Genomic DNA, 20,058 nt, shown 5'->3' with positions numbered 1-20,058 from the left:
TTAGGGCACTTCAACCTTGTTCAGAATCTTGCTGATGATTTCGTCCGAAGTCATGTTGTTGGCTTCCGCCTCGTATGTCAGTCCAATACGGTGACGAAGAACATCATGCGCAACAGCACGTACATCTTCCGGGATTACATAGCCGCGGCGTTTGATGAAAGCGTATGTGCGGGCAGCTAGCGCCAGATTGATAGAAGCACGCGGTGAGCCACCAAATCCGATCATGTCTTTCAGTTCTTTGAGATCGTATTTCTCGGGGAAACGAGTAGCAAATACAATATCTACAATATAACGTTCTATTTTCTCATCCAGATAAACCTGGCGAACCACCTTGCGGGCTTCGATAATTTCTTCTGCTTTCAGGATAGGTTTCACATTGAACTTCTCACCGTTGATATTCTGACGGATAATCAGTTTTTCTTCTTCCAGCTTCGGATAGTCAATCACTACTTTCAGCATGAAACGGTCTACCTGTGCTTCAGGAAGCGGGTAAGTACCTTCTTGTTCAATCGGGTTCTGAGTGGCCAATACTAAGAAAGGTTCCGGCAACATGAATGTTTCCTTACCAATAGTAACCTGACGTTCCTGCATGGCTTCCAGCAAGGCACTCTGTACTTTGGCCGGAGCACGGTTTATTTCATCCGCCAATACGAAGTTGGCAAAGATAGGTCCTCTTTGTACTTTGAAAGATTCATCTTTCTGACTGTAAACCATTGTACCAATAACATCGGCCGGCAATAAGTCGGGAGTGAACTGAATACGGCTATATTTCGCGTCGATCAGGGAAGCGAGTGTTTTGATAGCCAAAGTTTTTGCCAGACCGGGTACACCTTCTAAAAGAACATGTCCGTCGGAAAGCAATCCGATAAGCAGTGATTCAACCAAATGTTTCTGACCAACAATGATTTGGTCCATACCTGTCGTAAGATTGGTAACGAAAGCACTTTGTCTTTCAATCCGCTCATTCAGTTCGCGGATATCAATTGATTCAGCCATAAATACTTAATATTTTATTATTTAATTCTCATTAATTAAGGTGTAAGACTTACCAGTGTGTAAGGCTTCTAAATTCGCTCCCAAAAGTACGCCATATAATTAACGATTGCAACTAATTTTTATTAAAAAACAATGCGAAATCTTTAGATTAAGGTACTTTCATACGCTTTTGTACTTACGTAACATTTCACCCGGCTATACATTGCTGTATGAGCCGGGTGAATAGGTGTTTTTTGTTTTTATTCTTTTGTAAGTTCCGGTATCTCGATTGTCGTACCGTATGGTACGTTATCGGGGTTCTTGATTACTTTCGGGTTATGTTTTACGATATATGGCCACATGGCTTTTGTACCGTAAAAGCGTAATGAAACTTTCGTTAAAGTCTCTCCTTCTTTAATTGTGTATTTTGTTTTGGTACCGGTTATCTTGTAGGATGCGGAATCCGAATATGCCGAAGCTGTTGGTTGTTGTTGGGCAGGTTTACTTTCTGCTTTGACAGGTTCCGCTGTCGGTTCCTTCTTGACAACAGGTTGCGGTTGGACTGCTTCCACCACAGTATCCTTGTGTGCAATTGTATCTGAAAGCTGTGCTTCCGGCTGCACAGGTTGAGTAACTTCCGGTATATCAACCACATTCTTATCAGACGAAGATGAGAACAAATCCGGATAATAAATAAACAGGATAGCTCCTCCGCACAGTAGTAAGACTATAATAATAGTTGCTATTAAATAAGGAATAGCTGATTTTTCCTTTTTATCACTGTCTTTATCAGTATAGGTGGCTTTCGGTTGTTCTATTTCCGGCTGTTCTTGGAGAGTGACAGGCTCCATATTTGCTTTATGAAGCTCTTGGGCTATAATTTGCTCTGCAGTAACTTCCGCTTTTTCTGTAATAACCGTTTTCTCTTCCTCCTCTTCTGTTGTTTCAGTCTCTGGTTTCTGCTCTTCTATAATTGTTTCTTCCGATTGTTCCTTAGCAGGTTCCTCTGTCACCGGACTGAAGTCAGGTTCCAAAACAGTTTCCGAAGATTCCTCTACAGGCTCTTCTCCTGGGGCTTCCTCAGATACAGATTCCGGTTTCGGTTCAATTTTCACTTCCGGCAATTCTTCAGCTTCTGGTTCTTCTGTTGCAATTAGTTCCGGTTCTGTTTCAGGTTGACCGGTTTCATTCGCGTCAGTTTCAGGAACTTCAGCCACAGCTACTGCTTCAGCAGTCGGCTGCTCTTCGATTACAGGTTCTTCCAGTTGTATTTCTTCCTGAATATCTCCACCGGCATTTTCATTTCCTGCTATTTCAGAGTCGATCATTTCAGTCTCTGTATCAGAAACCGCACCTTCCTCCTCATCGGATTCTTCCATAGGGGTATCTTCCAATACCGTACCTTCATTTAATACTACCGTTTCAAAATGTGCAAAAGGCTTATTTATTGTATCTCTCAGATTGGTGTCCGGAGTAAACGATACTTTGGTATGACCTTTTATCTGGAAACGTTCCCCTGTGTTGACATTAACGCTTTCCCGACTATCTACATCCACAAGTTTGAAAGTCCCCAATCCTTTGATTTTCACAGTCTTCTCATTCTCCAGGGCTTGTTCTATCAAGAGAAAAAACTCTTTGACGAATGCTTCGGCATCCTTCTTGGTCATGCTATGTTTAGCCGCCAATAAGTCGATAAGGTCTTGAATTGTCAGTCTTTCATTCATAATGGGAAATATATATTATTTAAACTTGTCTTTCAGTGTATTGCTGGGTCTGTACGTCAATACCAATTTAGGAGGAACCAGCATACGTTGCTTCGTGGACGGATTGATCGAAATGCGCTCCGCTTTTTTCTTCACTTCAAAAGAACCAAAGCCCTGTATTGCAATCGCATTCCCGTCTTCCAGTTCCTGTGTCATGTCAGACAATAAAGAACTTATCAGTTCAGAAGTGTCTTTGATAGTATACCCCAGTCTGTCTGCCAGTTCCGATGTAAATTCCTTATTATTCATACTTGTTTAATATCTTTGCATATAAATCAAAATCGTCCGCATCGGTTACTTCTACCTGATAGAATTGTCCGACTTCAAGTTCTTTTCTGGAAACACTGATCAATACTTCTGGGTCTACCTCCGGTGAATCAAATTCCGTACGTCCGATATAATAATCTCCCTCGATCCGGTCGATGATGACTTTCATCTGCTGACCAATTTTTGCAGCGCTCAATTCTGCTGAAATACCTTGCTGGATATCCATTAGCTCGTCCAGTCGGGCTTGTTTAACCTCCTGTGGTATAGAGTCTTCATATTGCTGGGCAGCATAAGTACCCTCTTCTTCAGAATAAGCGAAAGCCCCCATCCTGTCGAAACGCGCCTTGCGTACAAATTCTTTCAGCTCTTCAAAGTCTTCTTCCGTTTCTCCGGGATGTCCTACCATCAGCGTAGTGCGCAGATGGATACCCGGTACTTCTTTACGGAACTGTTCGATCAGCTTGTACGTATCTTCTTTGCTTACTTGCCGACGCATCAGTTTCAACATGTTGTCACTGATATGCTGCAAGGCTATATCCATATATTTGCAGACATTATCGCGTTCCCGCATCACCCGAAATAAATCCGTTGGAAAATGTGCCGGATACGCATAATGCAGACGAATCCACTCTACACCCGGAATTTCCGAGATACGTTCGATCAATTCGGGTAGCATTTGCTTTTTATACAGATCGACTCCGTAATACGTCAATTCCTGAGCGATCACCTGAAACTCCTTTACCCCTTGCGATACCAGATACCGGACTTCATCCAGTATTTCTTCCATCGACTTGGATATATGGCGTCCTGTAATAATGGGAATAGCACAATAAGAGCACTTGCGGTCACATCCTTCTGAAATCTTCAGATAAGCATAATGCTTGGGAGTGGTCAAAGTACGCTCAATATACAATTCCTCATGGTACGTTTTTCCCAAGTCCTGCAAGAGTTCTTTCCAGTTGAATTTGCCGTAGAACTTGTCTACCTGTGGTATTTCAATGGCCAGTTCTTGTAAATAACGCTCGGAAAGACAGCCCATTACAAACAGTTTCTTCAAGTCGCCTTCTTCTTTTCTTTCTGCAAATTCCAGAATCATATTGATAGACTCTTCTTTCGCGTCACCGATGAAACCGCAGGTGTTGATTACCGCTATCTCCCCTTCCGGATTTTCTGTATCATGAGTTACGCTGTATCCTGCTTCTTCCAGCTGACGCATCAACTGCTCCGAGTCTACTAAATTTTTAGAACAACCTAAAGTAATAATATCTATTCTCTTTCTTTTCATGCATTCTCTCCAAACAGGGAATCAACAAATTCATTTTTGCGGAAGACTTGCAAATCTTCCATGCCTTCACCCAATCCAATGTATTTTACAGGAATCTTGAACTGGTCGGAGATGCCGATCACTACTCCGCCTTTGGCGGTTCCGTCCAACTTGGTGATAGCCATTGCAGTCACCTCCGTAGCCAATGTAAATTGCTTGGCTTGCTCGAAAGCATTCTGTCCGGTAGAACCATCCAATACCAGCAGGACTTCATCCGGTGCATTGGGTACTACCTTCTTCATGACGTTCTTTATCTTGGTAAGCTCATTCATCAAGCCTACTTTATTGTGTAAGCGGCCGGCCGTATCGATAATCACTACATCCGCATTGTTGGCAACAGCAGAACTCAGTGTATCGAAAGCGACAGATGCAGGGTCCGCACCCATTTTCTGTTTTACAACAGGCACACCTACGCGTTCACCCCAGATCATCAACTGCTCTACGGCAGCTGCACGGAATGTATCGGCGGCACCCAAATAAACAGATTTGCCCGCTTTCTTGAATTGATAAGCTAATTTCCCGATTGTTGTTGTTTTACCTACCCCGTTTACTCCCACTACCATCATTACATAAGGCTTTTTCTTGATAGGTACATCAAAGTCTGCTACGTCATCTGAATTATTCTCGGTCAAAAGGGCAGCAATTTCATCACGCAGTATGTGATTCAACTCTTGAGTATTCACATATTTGTCTGCAGCGGCCCGTTTTTCGATACGTTTGATAATATTCAAAGTTGTCTCTACCCCCACGTCAGATGTGATCAAAACTTCTTCCAGATTATCCAATACTTCGTCGTCTACTTTCGACTTACCAGCCACGGCACGAGCGATTTTACTGAATACGCTCTCTTTGGTTTTAGATAATCCTTTATCTAAAGTTTCCTTCTTTTCCTTTGAAAAAAAACTAAAAAATCCCATATCTACAGTTATTTGTATAATACATTATGCTACAAAGATATAACAAAGGATTGGAAAAGTAAAAAAAAGAAGCAATAAAAAATCCCCTCACTGTTTGCCAATGAGGGGATTTTGTGTTTATAGCGTTTTATGCTATTCTGATTATTTTTTGAAAAAGTCTTGTACTTTTTCGTTTGCAACCATTTGTTCATCAAAAACGTAAGCTCCAGTTTTCGGAGATTTCACCATTTTGATAACCTTGGTGTAAGCACGACCTTCTTTAGAACCTTCGTGCAAACTTGCTACTGTTTTCTTTGCCATGGGTTATACTATTATTATTTAATTTCCTTATGTACTGTTACTCTCTTCAGAATCGGGTTGTATTTCTTCAACTCAAGTCTTTCAGTTGTATTCTTTCTGTTCTTAGTTGTGATATAGCGAGATGTTCCCGGCATTCCACTCTCTTTGTGTTCTGTACATTCCAGAATCACCTGTACTCTGTTACCTTTTGCTTTCTTTGCCATTGTAAGTTTTCTCCTCTACGTTTAGCCGATTACTTTAATGCTTTTCCAATCACAGAAACCTTTAGCTACTGCATCGTTCAGTGCAGCGTCCAGTCCTTTTTTGTTGATGATACGCAGACCGTTAGCACAAAGGCTAAGGCTGATCCAACAGTCTTGTTCTACATAATAGAACTTTTTGTTAAACAAGTTCAAATCAAAGGTTCTTTTTGTTCTTCTCTTTGAGTGTGAAACATTGTTGCCAATCATGGCTTTCTTTCCGGTAATTTGACAAATCTTCGACATTTCTATCTTATTTTTATAGTTTTATATCTATACTTATTTCAAACAGGACGCAAAGTAAGCACTTTTATCCGTATAAAACAAGGATTTCTTAAAATAATTCACTTCCAGACACCAATTTTTCCTTATTTGAGCAAATCACGAAGAATTAATAGCGCATTATTGCCCGCTCTTTCAATATTCATGGCTCTTCCGCGGTTCGTTTCCTGCCTGTAAGTACGAATTTCATTTTTATAACCAGCAGCGATCCAGACAGTGCCTACCGGTTTCTCCGGTGTTCCACCTCCGGGACCGGCAATTCCTGAAGTTGCGACAGCGCAGTCGGTTTTCAGCGCTTTCATCGCTCCTTTTACCATTTCGATCACAGTCTGCTCACTGACAGCGCCATACACTTCCAGTGTTTCCGGTGAAACATGGAGCAGATTCATCTTCACTTCGTTAGAATATGCCACTATTCCTCCATTAAAGTATTCCGAACTTCCGGCAATGGACGTCAGACGTGCCGCAATACTTCCTCCGGTGCAACTTTCTGCGGTGGAAACGGTTAAATTCTTCTTTTTCAGTAGTTCGCCTACGATTACCTCCAGTGGGATATCTTCTTCGCTGAAAATATCATCGCCCAGTATCGCTTCCAGCTTAGCCTGCTCGTCGTTCAGTGCGCTTTCCACTTCTATCTTGTTCTGTCCCCGTCCGGTTAGTCGCAGGCGGATGATTCCAAGTTTGGGCAGATATGCCAATTTGATGCTTTCCGGCAAGGCTGTCTCCCACGGTTCCAGCTTCTCAGCGAGTATGGATTCGGGGTAATGTTGTACTAGAAAGGTCCGGTGCATGATTACATCCGTTTGAAACTTCTCACGTAGCTTGGGCAATACGGACTCAGTCATAACGGCAGTCATTTCCTGCGGAACACCCGGCATGGATACGAGCACTTTATTGTCTTTCTCAAACCAGCTGGCAGAAGCGCTTCCTACCGGATTGTTGATGACCGTGCAATCTTTGGGAACCATTGCCTGACTCTTATTCAGCGCATTCATCGGTATTTTCCCGGCAAGCACCCGCTTTACGTTCTCAAATACTTCTTCGCTGAATATCAGTTCGGTATGGAAGTATTTACAGAGAGTTTGTTTGGTGATATCGTCTTTTGTGGGACCGAGTCCTCCGGTTACCAGAACGATATTCACCCTTTTCATCGCATTATTTACTGCTTCCATGATCTCTTCTTCCCGATCACGGATCGAAACAATGCGTAGAACTTCGATACCTATCTTATTTAATTCCTGCCCCATCCAGGCAGAATTTGTATCGACTACCTGCCCTATCAGCAGCTCGTCACCAATGGTAATAACTTCAGCAAACATCTTTTTCCTGCGTTAGTTAATAGAATATGCTACCTATATTAATAAGGTATATACGCTATGTTAAGTCATTAGGTTTACTTCATTTTTTCGTTCCATATACGTGATCCATTCGGTTCATGTGCGTGAGCCGAATGGATCACGTATGTGAACTGGACGGCTTACGCACGTGGAACGAAGGAATGCTATAAACAAAGATTCTTAATGAAGGCTTCTTATATCATTAATCCTCCTTTGTCTCCCTATTATATATAGGTGCATTTTGTTTTCAGCAAGGCTTCTTTATGCCACCGCCTATTGGGTCGGTGACATTTTTTCGGCGTTTGCCGTCACTATTGTTATTGCCGTCACTTTAATCGTCACTACTTAAATTATTCTATGACAATAGTTTATTATATAAAGTGACGATGACGGTAAAAAACTGTTTTATAATGTGACACGGGAATAAGCCGGAAGATCAATGGAGCAGAAGTCTTTATCCAGATACTTGAAGTATCCGGTAATGGCAATCATGGCTGCATTGTCGGTCGTATAGCTGAATTTAGGAATAAAAATATTCCAGCCATACTTTTCAGCGTGTTCTCGGAAAGAGTTACGCAATCCGTTATTGGCAGAGACTCCTCCGGCTACGGCTACTTCTTTTATTTTATATTCTTTGGCAGCTTTCCGCAGTTTGTCCATCAGAATGCCTACAACAGTTGCTTCCAGAGAGGCGGCCAAATCCACTTTATGATGCTCGATGAAATCGGGATCGTCTTTCATCCAGTCACGCAAGGAGTATAGGAAAGAAGTTTTCAGTCCGCTGAAGCTGTAGTCCAGCCCCGGAATATGCGGTTTGCTGAAAGTAAACGCTTTCGGATTGCCTTGACGTGCCAGTTTGTCAATGATCGGTCCGCCCGGATATCCGAGACCCATCACTTTAGAACATTTATCGATTGCTTCTCCGGCAGCGTCATCAATCGTCTGACCGAGAATTTCCATATCATTATAGGCTTTTACCAATATAATCTGTGAGTTTCCTCCGGATACCAACAGGCAAAGGAACGGGAATTTCGGTTGGATATTATCTTCTCCTTCTGCTTTAATAAAATGAGCTAAGACATGTCCTGTCAGATGATTAACATCTATCAAAGGAATACCGAGTGAACGTGCGAATCCTTTGGCGAAAGAGACGCCTACAAGTAAAGATCCCATCAATCCCGGTCCACGTGTGAAAGCTACCGCACTCAGTTCTTCTTTGGTAACCCCTGCCCGTTTCAGTGCTTCGTGTACCACCGGAACGATATTTTGTTGATGTGCCCGTGAAGCTAATTCGGGTACTACTCCGCCGTATGCTTCGTGTACGGCTTGACTTGATACCACATTTGACAGCAGATAACCATCCTTGATTACGGCTGCCGACGTATCATCACAGGAGGATTCAATTCCTAATATTATTGCACTCATATGTTTTTAAACTATTAAACGGTGCAAAAGTAATGATAAAACTACGATTCATAACGAACTATTTTATATTTTTGTTCGCTAAATAAAAGTTATCGCTTATCAGAACGCTGAAAAAGACTGTACGCTGGGTAGTTGGTATTGTACTGGGAGTATATATCGGAACTATTGTTTTGCTGAATATTCCAAATGTTCAGCGAGCAATGAGTGTGTTTATCGCCAAGGAATTGTCCGAGGTGCTGAATACACGCCTGACTATCGGCAAAATAAATATCGGTCTATTAAACCGTATTATCATTGATGATGTGCTGCTTGACGACCAGAGCGGCAAGGAAATGCTCAAAGTAACCCGCTTATCGGCTAAGTTTGATATCCTTCCTTTCTTTAAGGGAAAGATTTCCATTAGCAGTGTCCAGTTATTCGGCTTTACCATCAATCTGAATAAAGAGACTCCCGACTCTCCTCCGAATTTTAAGTTCGTATTGGATGCTTTTGCTTCCAAGGACACTGTAAAAAAGGAAAGTTCGCTGGATTTGCGTATCAATTCCGTTTTGATTCGTCGGGGAAGGATGGCTTATCATGTATTGTCAGAGGAAAAGACTCCCGGAAAGTTTAATGCCAAGCATGTCCAGCTTCAGAATATTATAGCCAATATTTCATTGAAGGCGATGAGCAGGGATTCTTTGAATCTTGGTATCAAGCGTCTGAGCTTCGATGAAAAGGCTTCCGGATTCTCTTTAAAGAAGATGAGTCTGAAATTGGTTGCCAATGATAAACGGACTAATATAGAGAATTTTGCCATTGAGTTGCCCGAAACTTCACTGAAGATGGATACTATTCATTTGGTGTATGACAGTCTGAAGGCTTTTGATCAGTTCTCGGAGAAGGTCCACTTTTCTTTCCGTACGTTACCCTCGCAGATTACTCTGAAAGATATTTCCCCTTTTGTTCCTGTATTGGCGCATTTCAAGGAACCGATAACGCTGGATATGCAGGTGAAGGGAACGGTCGACCAGCTCACCTGCTCTCATCTGGAGATTACGGCCGACGACCGCCAGTTCCGGCTATCGGGGGATGTATCGCTTCAGGAACTATCGAGTCCGCAGGATGCGTATGTGTACGGGAAGCTTTCCGAACTTTCCGCCAACAATCGTGGTGTCGGTTTTTTGGTGCGTAATCTGAGCAGCAATTACAATGGTGTACCTCCCCTTCTGGAACGTTTGGGGGATATTGATTTCCGTGGAGAGATTTCCGGATACTTCACCGATCTGGTTACTTACGGACAGCTTCGTACAGGGCTTGGTAATGTAAAAACCGACTTAAAGTTAAGTTCCGATAAGGCTAAGGGGCTGTTTGCTTATTCCGGTGCTGTCAAAACAGAAGAGTTTGAACTGGGCAAGTTATTGAATAATGAGAAATTTGGGGAAATCACCTTTAATCTTGATGTACATGGACGGCATATCGAAAAACAGCTTCCTGCTGTAGAGTTGAAGGGATTGATCGCATCTGTGGAATATAGCAGATATAAATATGAGAATATTACGCTGGACGGCGAATACAAGCAAGGCGGATTTAACGGAAAGATAGCGCTGGATGATCCGAATGGGTCTATTTATCTGAACGGAGATGTGAATGTGACATCCAAGGTTCCTACTTTCAATTTCCTTGCCGTTGTCGACAAGTTCCGTCCTAATGATTTAAATCTTACACCTGATTACCAGGATGCGGAGTTCTCTCTGAAGGTAAAAGCTAATTTTACCGGAGGTTCCATTGACGAGATGATTGGAGAAATCAATGTGGACAGTCTGGAGTTCAGGGCACCGGACAAGGAATATTTCATGAAGAACATGAATGTACGGGCTACCCGGCAGGATAATGAAAATCAGCTTAAACTGACTTCTGAATTTCTGACGGCAAACATAGCGGGAAAATTCCAGTACCATACTTTACCGGCAAGTATTTTCAATATCATGCGTCGGTATGTGCCGTCCTTGATATTGCCTCCGAAGAAACCGATAGAGACGAACAATAATTTTGCGTTTGATGTACATATATATAATACGGACATTTTATCTACGATATTTGATGTTCCGTTGACTGTATATACACATTCTACGTTGAAAGGGTATTTTAATGATGCCTTGCAGCGGCTACGTGTGGAAGGCTACTTCCCCCGCCTGCAATATAAAAACAACTTTATCGAGTCGGGTATGATCTTGTGCGAGAATCCTTCGGACCATATCAGTGCGAAGGTGCGGCTGACCAGTCTGAAAAAGAATGGAGCCGTGAATCTTTCTCTGGAAGCACAGGCCAAAGAAGATAAAGTCAGCACGACTCTGAACTGGGGAAATAATGCCATAGCAACTTATAGCGGAAAGTTGGCGGCTGTTGCACAATTCCTGCGTACAGCAGGTGAAAAGCCTTTGCTGAAAGCGATGGTGGATGTGAAACAGACAGACGTTATCTTGAATGATACACTTTGGCAGATACATCCTTCGCAGGTAGTGGTGGACTCGGGCAAGGTGGATGTGAATAATTTCTATTTCAGCCATCATGACCGTTATGTGCGTATCAATGGGCGGCTTTCCGACAATCCGGCAGATACCGTAAAAGTGGACCTGAAAGACATTAATATGGGATACGTATTTGATATTGCAAACATATCCGATGACGTAAACTTTGAAGGAGATGCTACGGGAACAGCATATGCCAGCAGCGTGTTCAAGAAACCTGTGATGAATACCCGCCTCTTCGTCAAGAACTTCTCGCTCAATCAGGGCCGTTTAGGTGATTTGAACGTATATGGCGCCTGGGATAATGAGAAAAGAGGAATCTATCTGGATGCTTCCATTCAGGATATATCACCGTCACCATCGCGAGTCATCGGTATGATCTACCCGTTGAAACCGGAAAGCGGACTCGATCTGAATATCGATGCCCATGAACTGAACTTGAAGTTCCTCGAATTTTATATGAAATCAATAGCACAGGATATAAAAGGACGGGGAACAGGAAAAGTACATTTTTACGGAAAGTTCAAGGGATTGAATCTGGATGGGGCTGTTATGACGGATGCTTCCATGAAGTTTGATATTCTGAATACCCACTTTGCCGTTAGAGATACGATTCATTTGGCTCCTACCGGATTGAAATTCAATAATATGCATATTGCCGATATGGAAGGGCATTCGGGAACCTTGAACGGGTATCTGCGTTTCCAGCATTTCAAGAATATAAATTACCGTTTTGAGATACAGGCTAATAATATGCTCTTGATGAATACGAAGGAATCGACGGATATGCCATTCTTTGGAACGGTATATGCTACGGGAAATGCGTTGCTTGCAGGGAATGCGATACAGGGACTGGACGTAAATCTCGCCATGACGACCAACCGGAATACGGTATTCACCTATATCAACGGAAATGTGGCGTCGGCTGCCAGCACCCAGTTTATAAAGTTTGTAGATAAAACGCCCCGTCGAAACATTCAGGATTCCATTCGGGTAAATTCCTATTTTGAGCAGATGCAACAGAAGCGTCAGGCGGACGAAGAAGAGCATCAGACAGATATTCGTTTGAATATTCTAGTAGATGCTACACCCGATGCCACCATGAAAATTATTATGGACCCTATAGCCGGAGACTACATCAGTGCGAAGGGAACAGGAAACATACGCACGGAGTTTTATAATAAAGGGGATGTGAAGATGTTCGGTAATTACCGGATCAGTCAGGGAATATATAAGTTCAGTTTGCAGGAAGTGATTCGCAAAGATTTTATCATCAAAGATGGAAGTACGATTACTTTCAACGGTGCTCCTTTGGATGCGAATATGGATATTCAGGCTTCATACACGGTGAATTCCGCTTCATTGAACGACTTGAATCCGGATGTTTCCTCCATTGCCCAGCAGACTAATGTACGGGTAAACTGTATCATGAATCTGAGCGGGATTTTACTGCGGCCGACCATTAAGCTGGGTATCGAGCTTCCGAATGAAAGAGATGAAATTCAGACGTTGGTGCGCAATTATATCAGTACGGAAGAGCAGATGAATATGCAGATTCTTTATCTGCTGGGTATCGGTAAGTTCTATACGGAAGATGCTGCACGGAACAATCAGAACTCGAACGTGATGTCATCGGTACTCTCTTCTACCCTGTCCGGTCAGTTGAATAATGCCTTGTCTCAGGTTTTTGAGACTAATAACTGGAATATCGGTACCAATCTGAGCACGGGTGATAAGGGATGGACGGATATGGAAGTAGAAGGTATCCTGTCCGGTCAGTTGCTGAACAACCGCCTGTTGGTTAATGGTAATTTCGGCTATCGGGACAATCCGATGGCGAATACCAACTTTATAGGCGACTTCGAAGCTGAATGGCTGATCAACCGTTCGGGAGATATTCGTCTGAAGGCTTATAATGAAACAAATGACCGTTACTACACAAAGACAAACCTTACTACGCAGGGAGTCGGTATCATGTATAAGAAGGATTTCAATAAATGGAGTGACCTTTTCTTCTGGAATAAATGGAAACTGCGCAGCAAGCGGAAACGTGAAGAAGCCGAAAAGGTGCAACAGCAGCAGACAGACAGCATTGCCGATGATAAAGCTAAGTCGGAGCTAAAGAGAAAGCGGGCACAGGAATAAAAATAAATAGTGACACTATACCATAACCGATAGTGTCACTATTTTATTTTATTTGAGAATCGTACCGTCTGTGGTTACTTTAATATCTATATCCGGAGAATTATTTCCTTCCAGTTCAATTTGATAATAGGATGTTCCTGTTGCCATCTCAAAGTATTCGGCATCATCCATCTGATACTCTGCATACTCAACGCTGATGATATTGGTCACTGCGGCGGGCAGTTCGTTTCTCCGTACCTCCCATGAGGTAGAATACCACTCTCCGCCTTTATCAAATAGTACTTCTTTTGAAACGTTGCGGTTCAGGCCACTGTCGAAATGGATGATATCTACTTCCGTAAATCCAAAATCCCAGTCGTTTTTGTCATCTTCCACGTCTACTTCCATGATTCTTGCTCCTGCATATTTCCCATCAATGAAAGTCTTCATGGCAGCGGGCAGTTGAGTGGTCGGAAGGTGCTCGTTTTCATGAGCGTCTGTGTCTGCAATGCTTTTAATCAGCACTCCATCAACAGAATAATACAGATCGACTTCCTGATTCTGGTTTTCCACCTCAATAACGTAGACTGTTTCGATGCCTTGCCGCTCAAGTTTATCCACATCGTCTCTTCTCCATGTCTTATAGTCACTTGCTTCGAATGCACTCTTTACCGGATCGGGCAATGCGGTGTACGGGATATCCGTTTCAGTCATATGCCAGTTGCCATCCGTTGTGAACCATGCGGATGCCTCATATCCATCATAGAAGTCCGCTACATAATATCCTGCCTTTGTTTCCCACTTTACGTTCTTGACGTTAGGATACTTGGTCGAGAATGCTTCTTGCAATGCGGTAGGAACAGCGATTGATTCATCGTCATCGTTATCGCAGCTGTGCAGGCTCCATGCTGCACAGAATGCTATCAGTAGTGTATAAATTTTGAGTTTCATTGTTGTCATAGATTTTAAGAAAGTTAATTATCAATATCAATCAGATTAAACTTCAGGTCAAATTTCAGTTCTGTACGGTTGGATAGTTTTACTTCGTAATCTTTTTTATCACGTTCTATCTTCAGCACTTTTGCATCCGGATAATTAGTTGTTACATATTTCTGGATGGCGGCAGGAATAATGGCAACAGGTACGGAGGTGTGCTTGCAATCTACTTCCTCCCAGTTTCCCTTCTTGTCAAATTCCACTTTGTTACCATTCGTAAAAATCACTTCATAGCTTTTGTAAAGGAAGTCACTTTCCATTTTTGCCAGTGCCACTTTGCTGTCAGAGAAATGCTGTTTGATAAACTGTTGTGCTAATTGTGGCATTTGAGTCACCTGGATAGGTTTATCGTCATCTGCACGTGCTACTGTCTGTAAAGTGAACAAGCATACTAATAAGAATACTAACTTTTTCATAATCATTGTTTTTTTAATTGGTTTTACTGTTATCATTTAATTTATAATGCAAAGATGAGAGGAGAATCTGAAAAGATTTGGGAATTTTGGGCAAAATCCGAAAAAAACAAAGGAAATCTTTCTTATTGTATTCTTTTGTTTCTTTTAACAGCAACTAATAAATTCATCGCTTATTTTTGCAGGCACAAATTTGACAATATTCATATTAAATCAACCATAAGAACTTTCGTATGACTATGAGAACAAATTGTTTTTTATTATTAACTGTTTTGCTGGGAATACTCCCCATGAGTAACACACACGCTAACGACTCTATACCTAAAAGCGTGATTTTGTACACACCTTACACTAAAATCTCCGTTTCACCGGGGGCGTCTATTGACTACAGCATCGACCTGATTAACAACACAGACAAGTTGGTGAATGCCAATCTTTCCGTCAGTGCCCTATCAAGCAGCTGGAAACATGAAATGAAATCCGGTGGTTGGAATCTCAGTCAGTTGGCCGTACTCCCTAAAGAAAAGAAGACTTTTAATTTAAAAGTAGATGTTCCTTTAAAAGTAAGCAGAGGCAGCTACCATTTTGTAGTGTCTGCCGGAGAAACGCAACTCCCTTTGAATGTCGTTGTGGCACAACAAGGTACTTATCAGACGGAGTTTACCACCGACCAGCCCAATATGCAGGGAAATTCCAAATCAACTTTCACTTTTAATGCCACATTGAAGAATCAGACTGCCGATCAGCAACTATATGCGTTGATGGCTAAAGCACCCAGAGGCTGGAATGTTATTTTCAAACCTAATTATAAGCAGGCAACTTCCGCACAAGTAGAAGCCAACAGCAGCCAGAATGTAAGTATAGACATCACTCCTCCTGCCAATGTGGAAGCTGGCAGTTATAAAATTCCCGTACGTGCCGCTACAGGCAATACTTCGGCCGAACTGGAACTGGAAGTAGTTGTCACCGGTTCTTATCAGATGGAACTGACCACCCCGAGAGGATTATTAAGTTCTGATGTGACTGCCGGTGATACCAAACGAATCGAACTGGAAATTAAAAATACAGGTTCTTCTTTATTGAAAGATATCCAACTGTCTGCCAACAAGCCGGTTGACTGGGATGTAGCTTTCGAACCGTCAAAGATAGAAATGCTGAAAGCCGGAGAAACGGCTACTGTTGTAGCCATCTTGAAAGCATCTAAGAAAGCGCTTCCGGGTGATTATGTAACTACGATGATGGCCAAAACTCCGGAAGTGAATGCAGATGCGCAGTTCAGAATTGCCGTAAAGACTCCGATGATTTGGGGATGGGTAGGTGTTCTGATTATTCTGGCTACTATCGGTGTTGTCTACTATCTGTTCCGTAAATATGGAAGGAGGTAAATTATGGGCGAACAAGTGATCGTACTTACCGAATTAACCAAACAATACGGTAAATTTACTGCTGTAGATCATATTCGCCTGAGTATCCGGAAAGGAGAAATCTTCGGTTTGCTGGGTCCGAACGGTGCCGGAAAGTCAACTACTATTTTGATGATGCTGGGATTAACGGAGCCCACATCGGGAATTGTCGAGATTTGTGGAATTAATTCTACCACTCATCCTATTGAAGTGAAAAGGAAAATCGGCTATCTGCCCGAAGATGTGGGATTCTATGATGACATGACAGGTCTGGAAAATCTGATGTATACGGCACGGCTGAACGGTATCCCTGACAAGGAGGCGAAAGTAAAAGCACTGGAGCTGATGAAGCGCGTAGGGCTTGAAGATCAGCTGAAAAAGAAAACCGGAAAGTATTCCCGCGGTATGAGACAACGTCTTGGTCTGGCCGATGTGCTTATTAAGAATCCCGAAATCATTATTCTGGATGAGCCGACTTCGGGAATTGACCCTGCGGGTGTTCAGGAGTTTATTGAACTGATTCGCTGGCTGAGCAAAGAGGAAGGGCTGACGGTTTTGTTTTCTTCCCACCATCTGGACCAGGCACAGAAAGTATGTGACAGAGTAGGATTGTTCAGTAACGGCAAAATACTTGCTCTGATTGATATGGCAGAGCTGAAAGAAAAGAAACAGGAATTGTCTGATATTTATAACCATTATTTTGAGGAAGGAGGCGAAGGGCATGAGTAAAGTCAATCATCCTTTTTGGGTTATCGTACATAAGGAAATATCCGATCATGTCAAAAGCTGGCGTTTTCTTATTCTGATCGGTATCATAGCACTTACTTGTATGGGATCGCTATACACGGCGCTTACTAATATCGGTGCGGCTATCAAACCGGATGATCCGGACAGTTCGTTCCTCTTCTTGAAGTTATTCACAGCTTCGGATGGGACTCTCCCCTCCTTTGTGCTGTTTATTAACTTTTTAGGTCCTTTATTAGGAATTGCTTTGGGATTCGATGCTGTCAATTCGGAGCAGAATAAGGGGACATTGAGCCGTATGCTGTCTCAGCCCATTCATCGTGATTGTATCATTAATGCGAAGTTTGTGGCTGCTTTGATCGTGATAGGTATTATGCTGTTTGTACTGGGCTTTTTGGTGATGGGATTCGGATTGATTGCCATTGGCATTCCTCCTACGGCTGAAGAATTCTGGAGAATCGTTTTCTTTCTTATAACGAGTATCTTTTATGTAGCCTTTTGGTTGAACCTGGCCATCTTATTCTCACTCCGTTTCCGTCAGGCTGCTACTTCTGCGCTGGCTTCCGTAGCCGTTTGGCTGTTTTTCAGCGTATTCTATACGATGATTGTCAATTTGGTGGCAAAAGGATTAAGTCCGTCGCAGATGGCGTCTCCTTATCAGATTATCAGTTATCAGAAATTTATTCTTGGATTAATGCGTCTGGCACCCAGTGAATTGTTTAATGAAGCTACTACAACGCTGCTGATGCCTTCTGTCAGAAGTATCGGACCGCTTACGATGGAACAGGTACAAGGGGCTATTCCGAGTCCGCTGCCGTTGGGACAGAGTCTGCTTGTTGTTTGGCCACAGCTCACGGGGCTGATTGCAGCGACTGTTATCTGCTTTGCAATCTCGTATATTATGTTTATGAGAAGGGAAATCCGATCCCGATAATCATATATGCGGAATCCAAATCAGGTACTGTCATAAGGTGTAATCTTAGGTAGTACCCTATTAATTCTGCCATCCAGCACATTGTCTTGCTCTGGATGGCAGATGTTTTATTAATTGTTTTATCTCTGGTTCTTACTGGAGATTTCGAAACAATGTTCTCCTTGTTCGAAGTAATATCGCAAGTTCAGCTGTTGCAGACGACAGATGGAATCGGTTATTGCCAATCCTAATCCGGTAGATCCTTCTTTCTTGTGCCCTTGATAGAAACGTTCAAAGATGTGAGTCTCATCCAATGGTTGCTTCTCTCCGGAATTTCGGAAGGTGATGCTATGTTTGGTTATGATAATCCGGATATGTCCTTCGTCTACGTTATGTACAAACGCGTTCTTTAACAGGTTTGTTAGTAAAGCAATAGCCAGAGATTCGTTCATGGTTATATGGAAATTAGCCTGTTCTGTTATACTTACTTCTATGTTCTTGTAGCTGTAGACTTCTTTATAGTCTTCCAGATATTGCCTGAGGAGTACGTTTAAGTCTACCTCTTTGGTGTCAGTGAACTGACCGTTATCTATTTTTGATAGTAGCAACAGGGATTTGTTTAGTTTGGTGATATATTCCAGTGTCTGATGGGTTTTCATCAACTCTTCAAGCTGTTTCTCGGACAAAGAATCGTCTTCCATCAGCATTTCCAACCGATTGCGGCAGATGGCAAGCGGTGTCTGAATTTCATGTGAGGCGTTTCCAATGAACTGCTTCTGCTGTTCGAACATTTGTTCTGTCCGCTCTACGTAACGGGTGGCCGCATCATTCAGTTTGCGGAATTCCGTGATCCGTGTATCGTTTTTCAGAGGTTTGTTTTTCTTTCCGGTCTGATAGCTGTCCAACCAATGAAGTAGTATATACAGTGGTCGCATATTACGATAAAATACCCATACGGATATGATGATGATACAAAGTAACAGAGCTACATACAGGAAAATAATCCAGACTTGAATCGCACTTTTCAAATCATCTTTTTCGATGCTGGGAGTGGATACGGTCAATTCGTAATAACGGTCTTCGTCATCTTTAAAGATAGTGGTCAGGATACGTGCCGGTTCTGTTTCCTCTTTTTCTACAATGTATACCATGGAGTCTTTATATTGGATATCTTCCCGGCTCTTTGCATATTCTTTGGTTATTTCTTTCAGATAATATTGATTATTGGAACCATTATTTTTGGAGGGAAGCTCCTCTCCTGCCAATGCGCGGATAATGATTGTTTCCGAATAGTCTTCCAGTGAATCATCCACTTCATCGTTGACTTCGTCAATCATTGTAACATAGAAAAAGACTGCCCAGACAGTCAGGATAAGAGTCAGGGCGAGGGTGATGCGAAAAATGATATAATATATAAGTTTCATGGATGATCCTTTCTGGTTTCGATTATTCTACAATCAGTTTATAGCCGAATCCATAAACGGCCTTGATTTCAATATTTGCTTCTGCATCCTTCAATTTTTTGCGAAGATTTTTGATTTGTGCATAAATGAAGTCAAAGTTATCCACTTGATCGATGTGGTCTCCCCATACCGATTCTGCCAGTGTGTTTTTATTGACCAGACGGCCGGGACGATTTATGAAATAAAGCAGGATATCATATTCTTTTCTGTTCAGTTCCAGCTCCTGTTCGTTGACAAACACCCGGTATTTGTCGGGTTCTATCCTTACATTTCCCTGACGGATATAGATTTCTCCATCATGTTGATTCCGACGGATCACACTTTTGATCCGTGCATTTAATTCTGCCAGATGAAATGGTTTCGGCAAATAATCGTCAGCTCCTAATTCCAGTCCCAGTACTTTGTCTTCCAGCGAATCTTTGGCAGAGATAATAATCACATTTTCCCGTTTGTGGAGAGCTTTCAAACGTTCGAGAAGGTCAAGACCGCTCCCGTCCGGCAGCATAATATCCAGTAAGACACAATCATAGTCGTAATCTTCTATTTTGTATAATGCACTGTTGAAGTCTCCAGCCGTTTCTACGACATAACGTTCTTTTTCCAACGAACGTTGGATCAATTCTCTTAAAGAGGGTTCATCTTCTACAATTAATATCTTCATAA

18 protein-coding genes are annotated in these 20,058 nt (G+C 42.3%); 4 read left to right on the top strand and 14 right to left on the bottom strand.

The annotated features are described in order from the left end of the window. The 10 genes from DW640_RS07400 to tsaD all read right to left on the bottom strand — a co-directional run bounded on the left by DW640_RS07400 (nucleotide 1) and on the right by tsaD (nucleotide 8,829). The gene (locus DW640_RS07400) at nucleotides 1–996 is read right to left on the bottom strand and encodes a MoxR family ATPase (protein WP_008761573.1); all 996 of its coding nucleotides are present in this window, start codon (nucleotides 994–996) and stop codon (nucleotides 1–3) included. A gap of 239 nt (nucleotides 997–1,235) precedes the next feature. Further along, complete coding sequence (locus DW640_RS07395) at nucleotides 1,236–2,699, bottom strand: HU family DNA-binding protein (protein WP_008765733.1); 1,464 nt, start codon at nucleotides 2,697–2,699, stop codon at nucleotides 1,236–1,238. Between the two features lie 15 nt (nucleotides 2,700–2,714). After that, nucleotides 2,715–2,987, bottom strand: coding sequence for an HU family DNA-binding protein (locus DW640_RS07390; RefSeq protein WP_008761575.1), 273 nt, complete (start codon nucleotides 2,985–2,987; stop codon nucleotides 2,715–2,717). Beyond that, nucleotides 2,980–4,290 (bottom strand): 30S ribosomal protein S12 methylthiotransferase RimO, encoded by a 1,311-nt coding sequence (gene rimO / locus DW640_RS07385; protein ID WP_117577728.1) that lies wholly within the window; start codon nucleotides 4,288–4,290, stop codon nucleotides 2,980–2,982. Before rimO ends, DW640_RS07390 begins: the two co-directional genes overlap by 8 nt. Further along, on the bottom strand, nucleotides 4,287–5,246 hold the full coding sequence (ftsY, locus tag DW640_RS07380; RefSeq protein WP_011107516.1) for a signal recognition particle-docking protein FtsY: 960 nt from the start codon (nucleotides 5,244–5,246) through the stop codon (nucleotides 4,287–4,289). Before ftsY ends, rimO begins: the two co-directional genes overlap by 4 nt. Nucleotides 5,247–5,387: 141 nt before the next feature. Beyond that, entirely contained in the window at nucleotides 5,388–5,546 is a 159-nt protein-coding gene (locus tag DW640_RS07375; protein ID WP_008761578.1) for a DUF4295 domain-containing protein, read from the bottom strand. Nucleotides 5,547–5,560: 14 nt separating this feature from the next. After that, a complete protein-coding gene (rpmG, locus tag DW640_RS07370) occupies nucleotides 5,561–5,749 on the bottom strand; it encodes a 50S ribosomal protein L33 (RefSeq protein WP_008761579.1) in 189 nt (62 codons plus the stop codon). 21 nt (nucleotides 5,750–5,770) lie between these two features. Then, nucleotides 5,771–6,031 (bottom strand): 50S ribosomal protein L28, encoded by a 261-nt coding sequence (gene rpmB / locus DW640_RS07365; RefSeq protein ID WP_008765736.1) that lies wholly within the window; start codon nucleotides 6,029–6,031, stop codon nucleotides 5,771–5,773. Nucleotides 6,032–6,153: 122 nt separating this feature from the next. Next, on the bottom strand, nucleotides 6,154–7,386 hold the full coding sequence (locus tag DW640_RS07360) for a competence/damage-inducible protein A (RefSeq protein ID WP_117577726.1): 1,233 nt from the start codon (nucleotides 7,384–7,386) through the stop codon (nucleotides 6,154–6,156). Between the two features lie 423 nt (nucleotides 7,387–7,809). Beyond that, the gene (gene tsaD, locus DW640_RS07355) at nucleotides 7,810–8,829 is read right to left on the bottom strand and encodes a tRNA (adenosine(37)-N6)-threonylcarbamoyltransferase complex transferase subunit TsaD (protein WP_117577724.1); all 1,020 of its coding nucleotides are present in this window, start codon (nucleotides 8,827–8,829) and stop codon (nucleotides 7,810–7,812) included. A 200-nt stretch (nucleotides 8,830–9,029) separates the two neighbouring features. On the opposite strand from tsaD, the gene DW640_RS07350 reads away from it, so the two are divergent. Beyond that, complete coding sequence (locus DW640_RS07350) at nucleotides 9,030–13,484, top strand: translocation/assembly module TamB domain-containing protein (protein WP_117577723.1); 4,455 nt, start codon at nucleotides 9,030–9,032, stop codon at nucleotides 13,482–13,484. Between the two features lie 48 nt (nucleotides 13,485–13,532). Here the strand turns inward: DW640_RS07350 and DW640_RS07345 are convergent, their stop codons facing one another. Then, nucleotides 13,533–14,414 carry a PepSY-like domain-containing protein gene (locus DW640_RS07345; protein ID WP_117577721.1) on the bottom strand — a complete coding sequence of 294 codons (882 nt, stop codon included), beginning with the start codon at nucleotides 14,412–14,414 and terminating at the stop codon, nucleotides 13,533–13,535. A 23-nt stretch (nucleotides 14,415–14,437) separates the two neighbouring features. Further along, a complete protein-coding gene (locus DW640_RS07340) occupies nucleotides 14,438–14,875 on the bottom strand; it encodes a PepSY-like domain-containing protein (protein ID WP_008765741.1) in 438 nt (145 codons plus the stop codon). Between the two features lie 230 nt (nucleotides 14,876–15,105). Here DW640_RS07340 and DW640_RS07330 point away from each other — a divergent pair, with 230 nt between their 5' ends. The 3 genes from DW640_RS07330 to DW640_RS07320 are packed head-to-tail and all read left to right on the top strand — an operon-like array spanning nucleotide 15,106 to nucleotide 17,953. Next, the gene (locus DW640_RS07330) at nucleotides 15,106–16,257 is read left to right on the top strand and encodes an NEW3 domain-containing protein (RefSeq protein WP_117577719.1); all 1,152 of its coding nucleotides are present in this window, start codon (nucleotides 15,106–15,108) and stop codon (nucleotides 16,255–16,257) included. Between the two features lie 3 nt (nucleotides 16,258–16,260). Then, the gene (locus DW640_RS07325) at nucleotides 16,261–17,004 is read left to right on the top strand and encodes an ABC transporter ATP-binding protein (protein ID WP_016267582.1); all 744 of its coding nucleotides are present in this window, start codon (nucleotides 16,261–16,263) and stop codon (nucleotides 17,002–17,004) included. After that, nucleotides 16,997–17,953 carry an ABC transporter permease gene (locus DW640_RS07320; protein ID WP_008761587.1) on the top strand — a complete coding sequence of 319 codons (957 nt, stop codon included), beginning with the start codon at nucleotides 16,997–16,999 and terminating at the stop codon, nucleotides 17,951–17,953. Before DW640_RS07325 ends, DW640_RS07320 begins: the two co-directional genes overlap by 8 nt. A gap of 119 nt (nucleotides 17,954–18,072) precedes the next feature. Here DW640_RS07320 and DW640_RS07315 read toward each other — a convergent pair whose 3' ends face one another. Next, on the bottom strand, nucleotides 18,073–19,356 hold the full coding sequence (locus DW640_RS07315; protein ID WP_048693678.1) for a HAMP domain-containing sensor histidine kinase: 1,284 nt from the start codon (nucleotides 19,354–19,356) through the stop codon (nucleotides 18,073–18,075). A gap of 22 nt (nucleotides 19,357–19,378) precedes the next feature. Further along, complete coding sequence (locus tag DW640_RS07310; RefSeq protein WP_016267585.1) at nucleotides 19,379–20,056, bottom strand: response regulator transcription factor; 678 nt, start codon at nucleotides 20,054–20,056, stop codon at nucleotides 19,379–19,381. Nucleotides 20,057–20,058: the final 2 nt, after the last annotated feature.

Origin of the sequence: Bacteroides sp. AM23-12, assembly GCF_003434395.1 — a bacterium.
GTDB lineage: Bacteria > Bacteroidota > Bacteroidia > Bacteroidales > Bacteroidaceae > Bacteroides > Bacteroides thetaiotaomicron.
This window is presented reverse-complemented; position numbering and strand designations above follow the sequence as displayed.

Excerpts from the sequence above, each read along its gene's own strand:
- rimO (WP_117577728.1), bottom strand. The coding sequence starts at position 4,290 with ATGAAAAGAAAGAGAATAGATATTATTACTTTAGGTTGTTCTAAAAAT.
- DW640_RS07340 (WP_008765741.1), bottom strand. The coding sequence starts at position 14,875 with ATGAAAAAGTTAGTATTCTTATTAGTATGCTTGTTCACTTTACAGACA.
- DW640_RS07345 (WP_117577721.1), bottom strand. The coding sequence starts at position 14,414 with ATGAAACTCAAAATTTATACACTACTGATAGCATTCTGTGCAGCATGG.
- tsaD (WP_117577724.1), bottom strand. The coding sequence starts at position 8,829 with ATGAGTGCAATAATATTAGGAATTGAATCCTCCTGTGATGATACGTCG.
- DW640_RS07390 (WP_008761575.1), bottom strand. The coding sequence starts at position 2,987 with ATGAATAATAAGGAATTTACATCGGAACTGGCAGACAGACTGGGGTAT.
- DW640_RS07315 (WP_048693678.1), bottom strand. The coding sequence starts at position 19,356 with ATGAAACTTATATATTATATCATTTTTCGCATCACCCTCGCCCTGACT.
- DW640_RS07310 (WP_016267585.1), bottom strand. The coding sequence starts at position 20,056 with ATGAAGATATTAATTGTAGAAGATGAACCCTCTTTAAGAGAATTGATC.
- DW640_RS07330 (WP_117577719.1), top strand. The coding sequence starts at position 15,106 with ATGACTATGAGAACAAATTGTTTTTTATTATTAACTGTTTTGCTGGGA.
- DW640_RS07395 (WP_008765733.1), bottom strand. The coding sequence starts at position 2,699 with ATGAATGAAAGACTGACAATTCAAGACCTTATCGACTTATTGGCGGCT.
- rpmB (WP_008765736.1), bottom strand. The coding sequence starts at position 6,031 with ATGTCGAAGATTTGTCAAATTACCGGAAAGAAAGCCATGATTGGCAAC.
- DW640_RS07350 (WP_117577723.1), top strand. The coding sequence starts at position 9,030 with ATGAGTGTGTTTATCGCCAAGGAATTGTCCGAGGTGCTGAATACACGC.
- DW640_RS07375 (WP_008761578.1), bottom strand. The coding sequence starts at position 5,546 with ATGGCAAAGAAAACAGTAGCAAGTTTGCACGAAGGTTCTAAAGAAGGT.
- rpmG (WP_008761579.1), bottom strand. The coding sequence starts at position 5,749 with ATGGCAAAGAAAGCAAAAGGTAACAGAGTACAGGTGATTCTGGAATGT.
- DW640_RS07360 (WP_117577726.1), bottom strand. The coding sequence starts at position 7,386 with ATGTTTGCTGAAGTTATTACCATTGGTGACGAGCTGCTGATAGGGCAG.
- DW640_RS07400 (WP_008761573.1), bottom strand. The coding sequence starts at position 996 with ATGGCTGAATCAATTGATATCCGCGAACTGAATGAGCGGATTGAAAGA.
- DW640_RS07320 (WP_008761587.1), top strand. The coding sequence starts at position 16,997 with ATGAGTAAAGTCAATCATCCTTTTTGGGTTATCGTACATAAGGAAATA.
- ftsY (WP_011107516.1), bottom strand. The coding sequence starts at position 5,246 with ATGGGATTTTTTAGTTTTTTTTCAAAGGAAAAGAAGGAAACTTTAGAT.
- DW640_RS07325 (WP_016267582.1), top strand. The coding sequence starts at position 16,261 with ATGGGCGAACAAGTGATCGTACTTACCGAATTAACCAAACAATACGGT.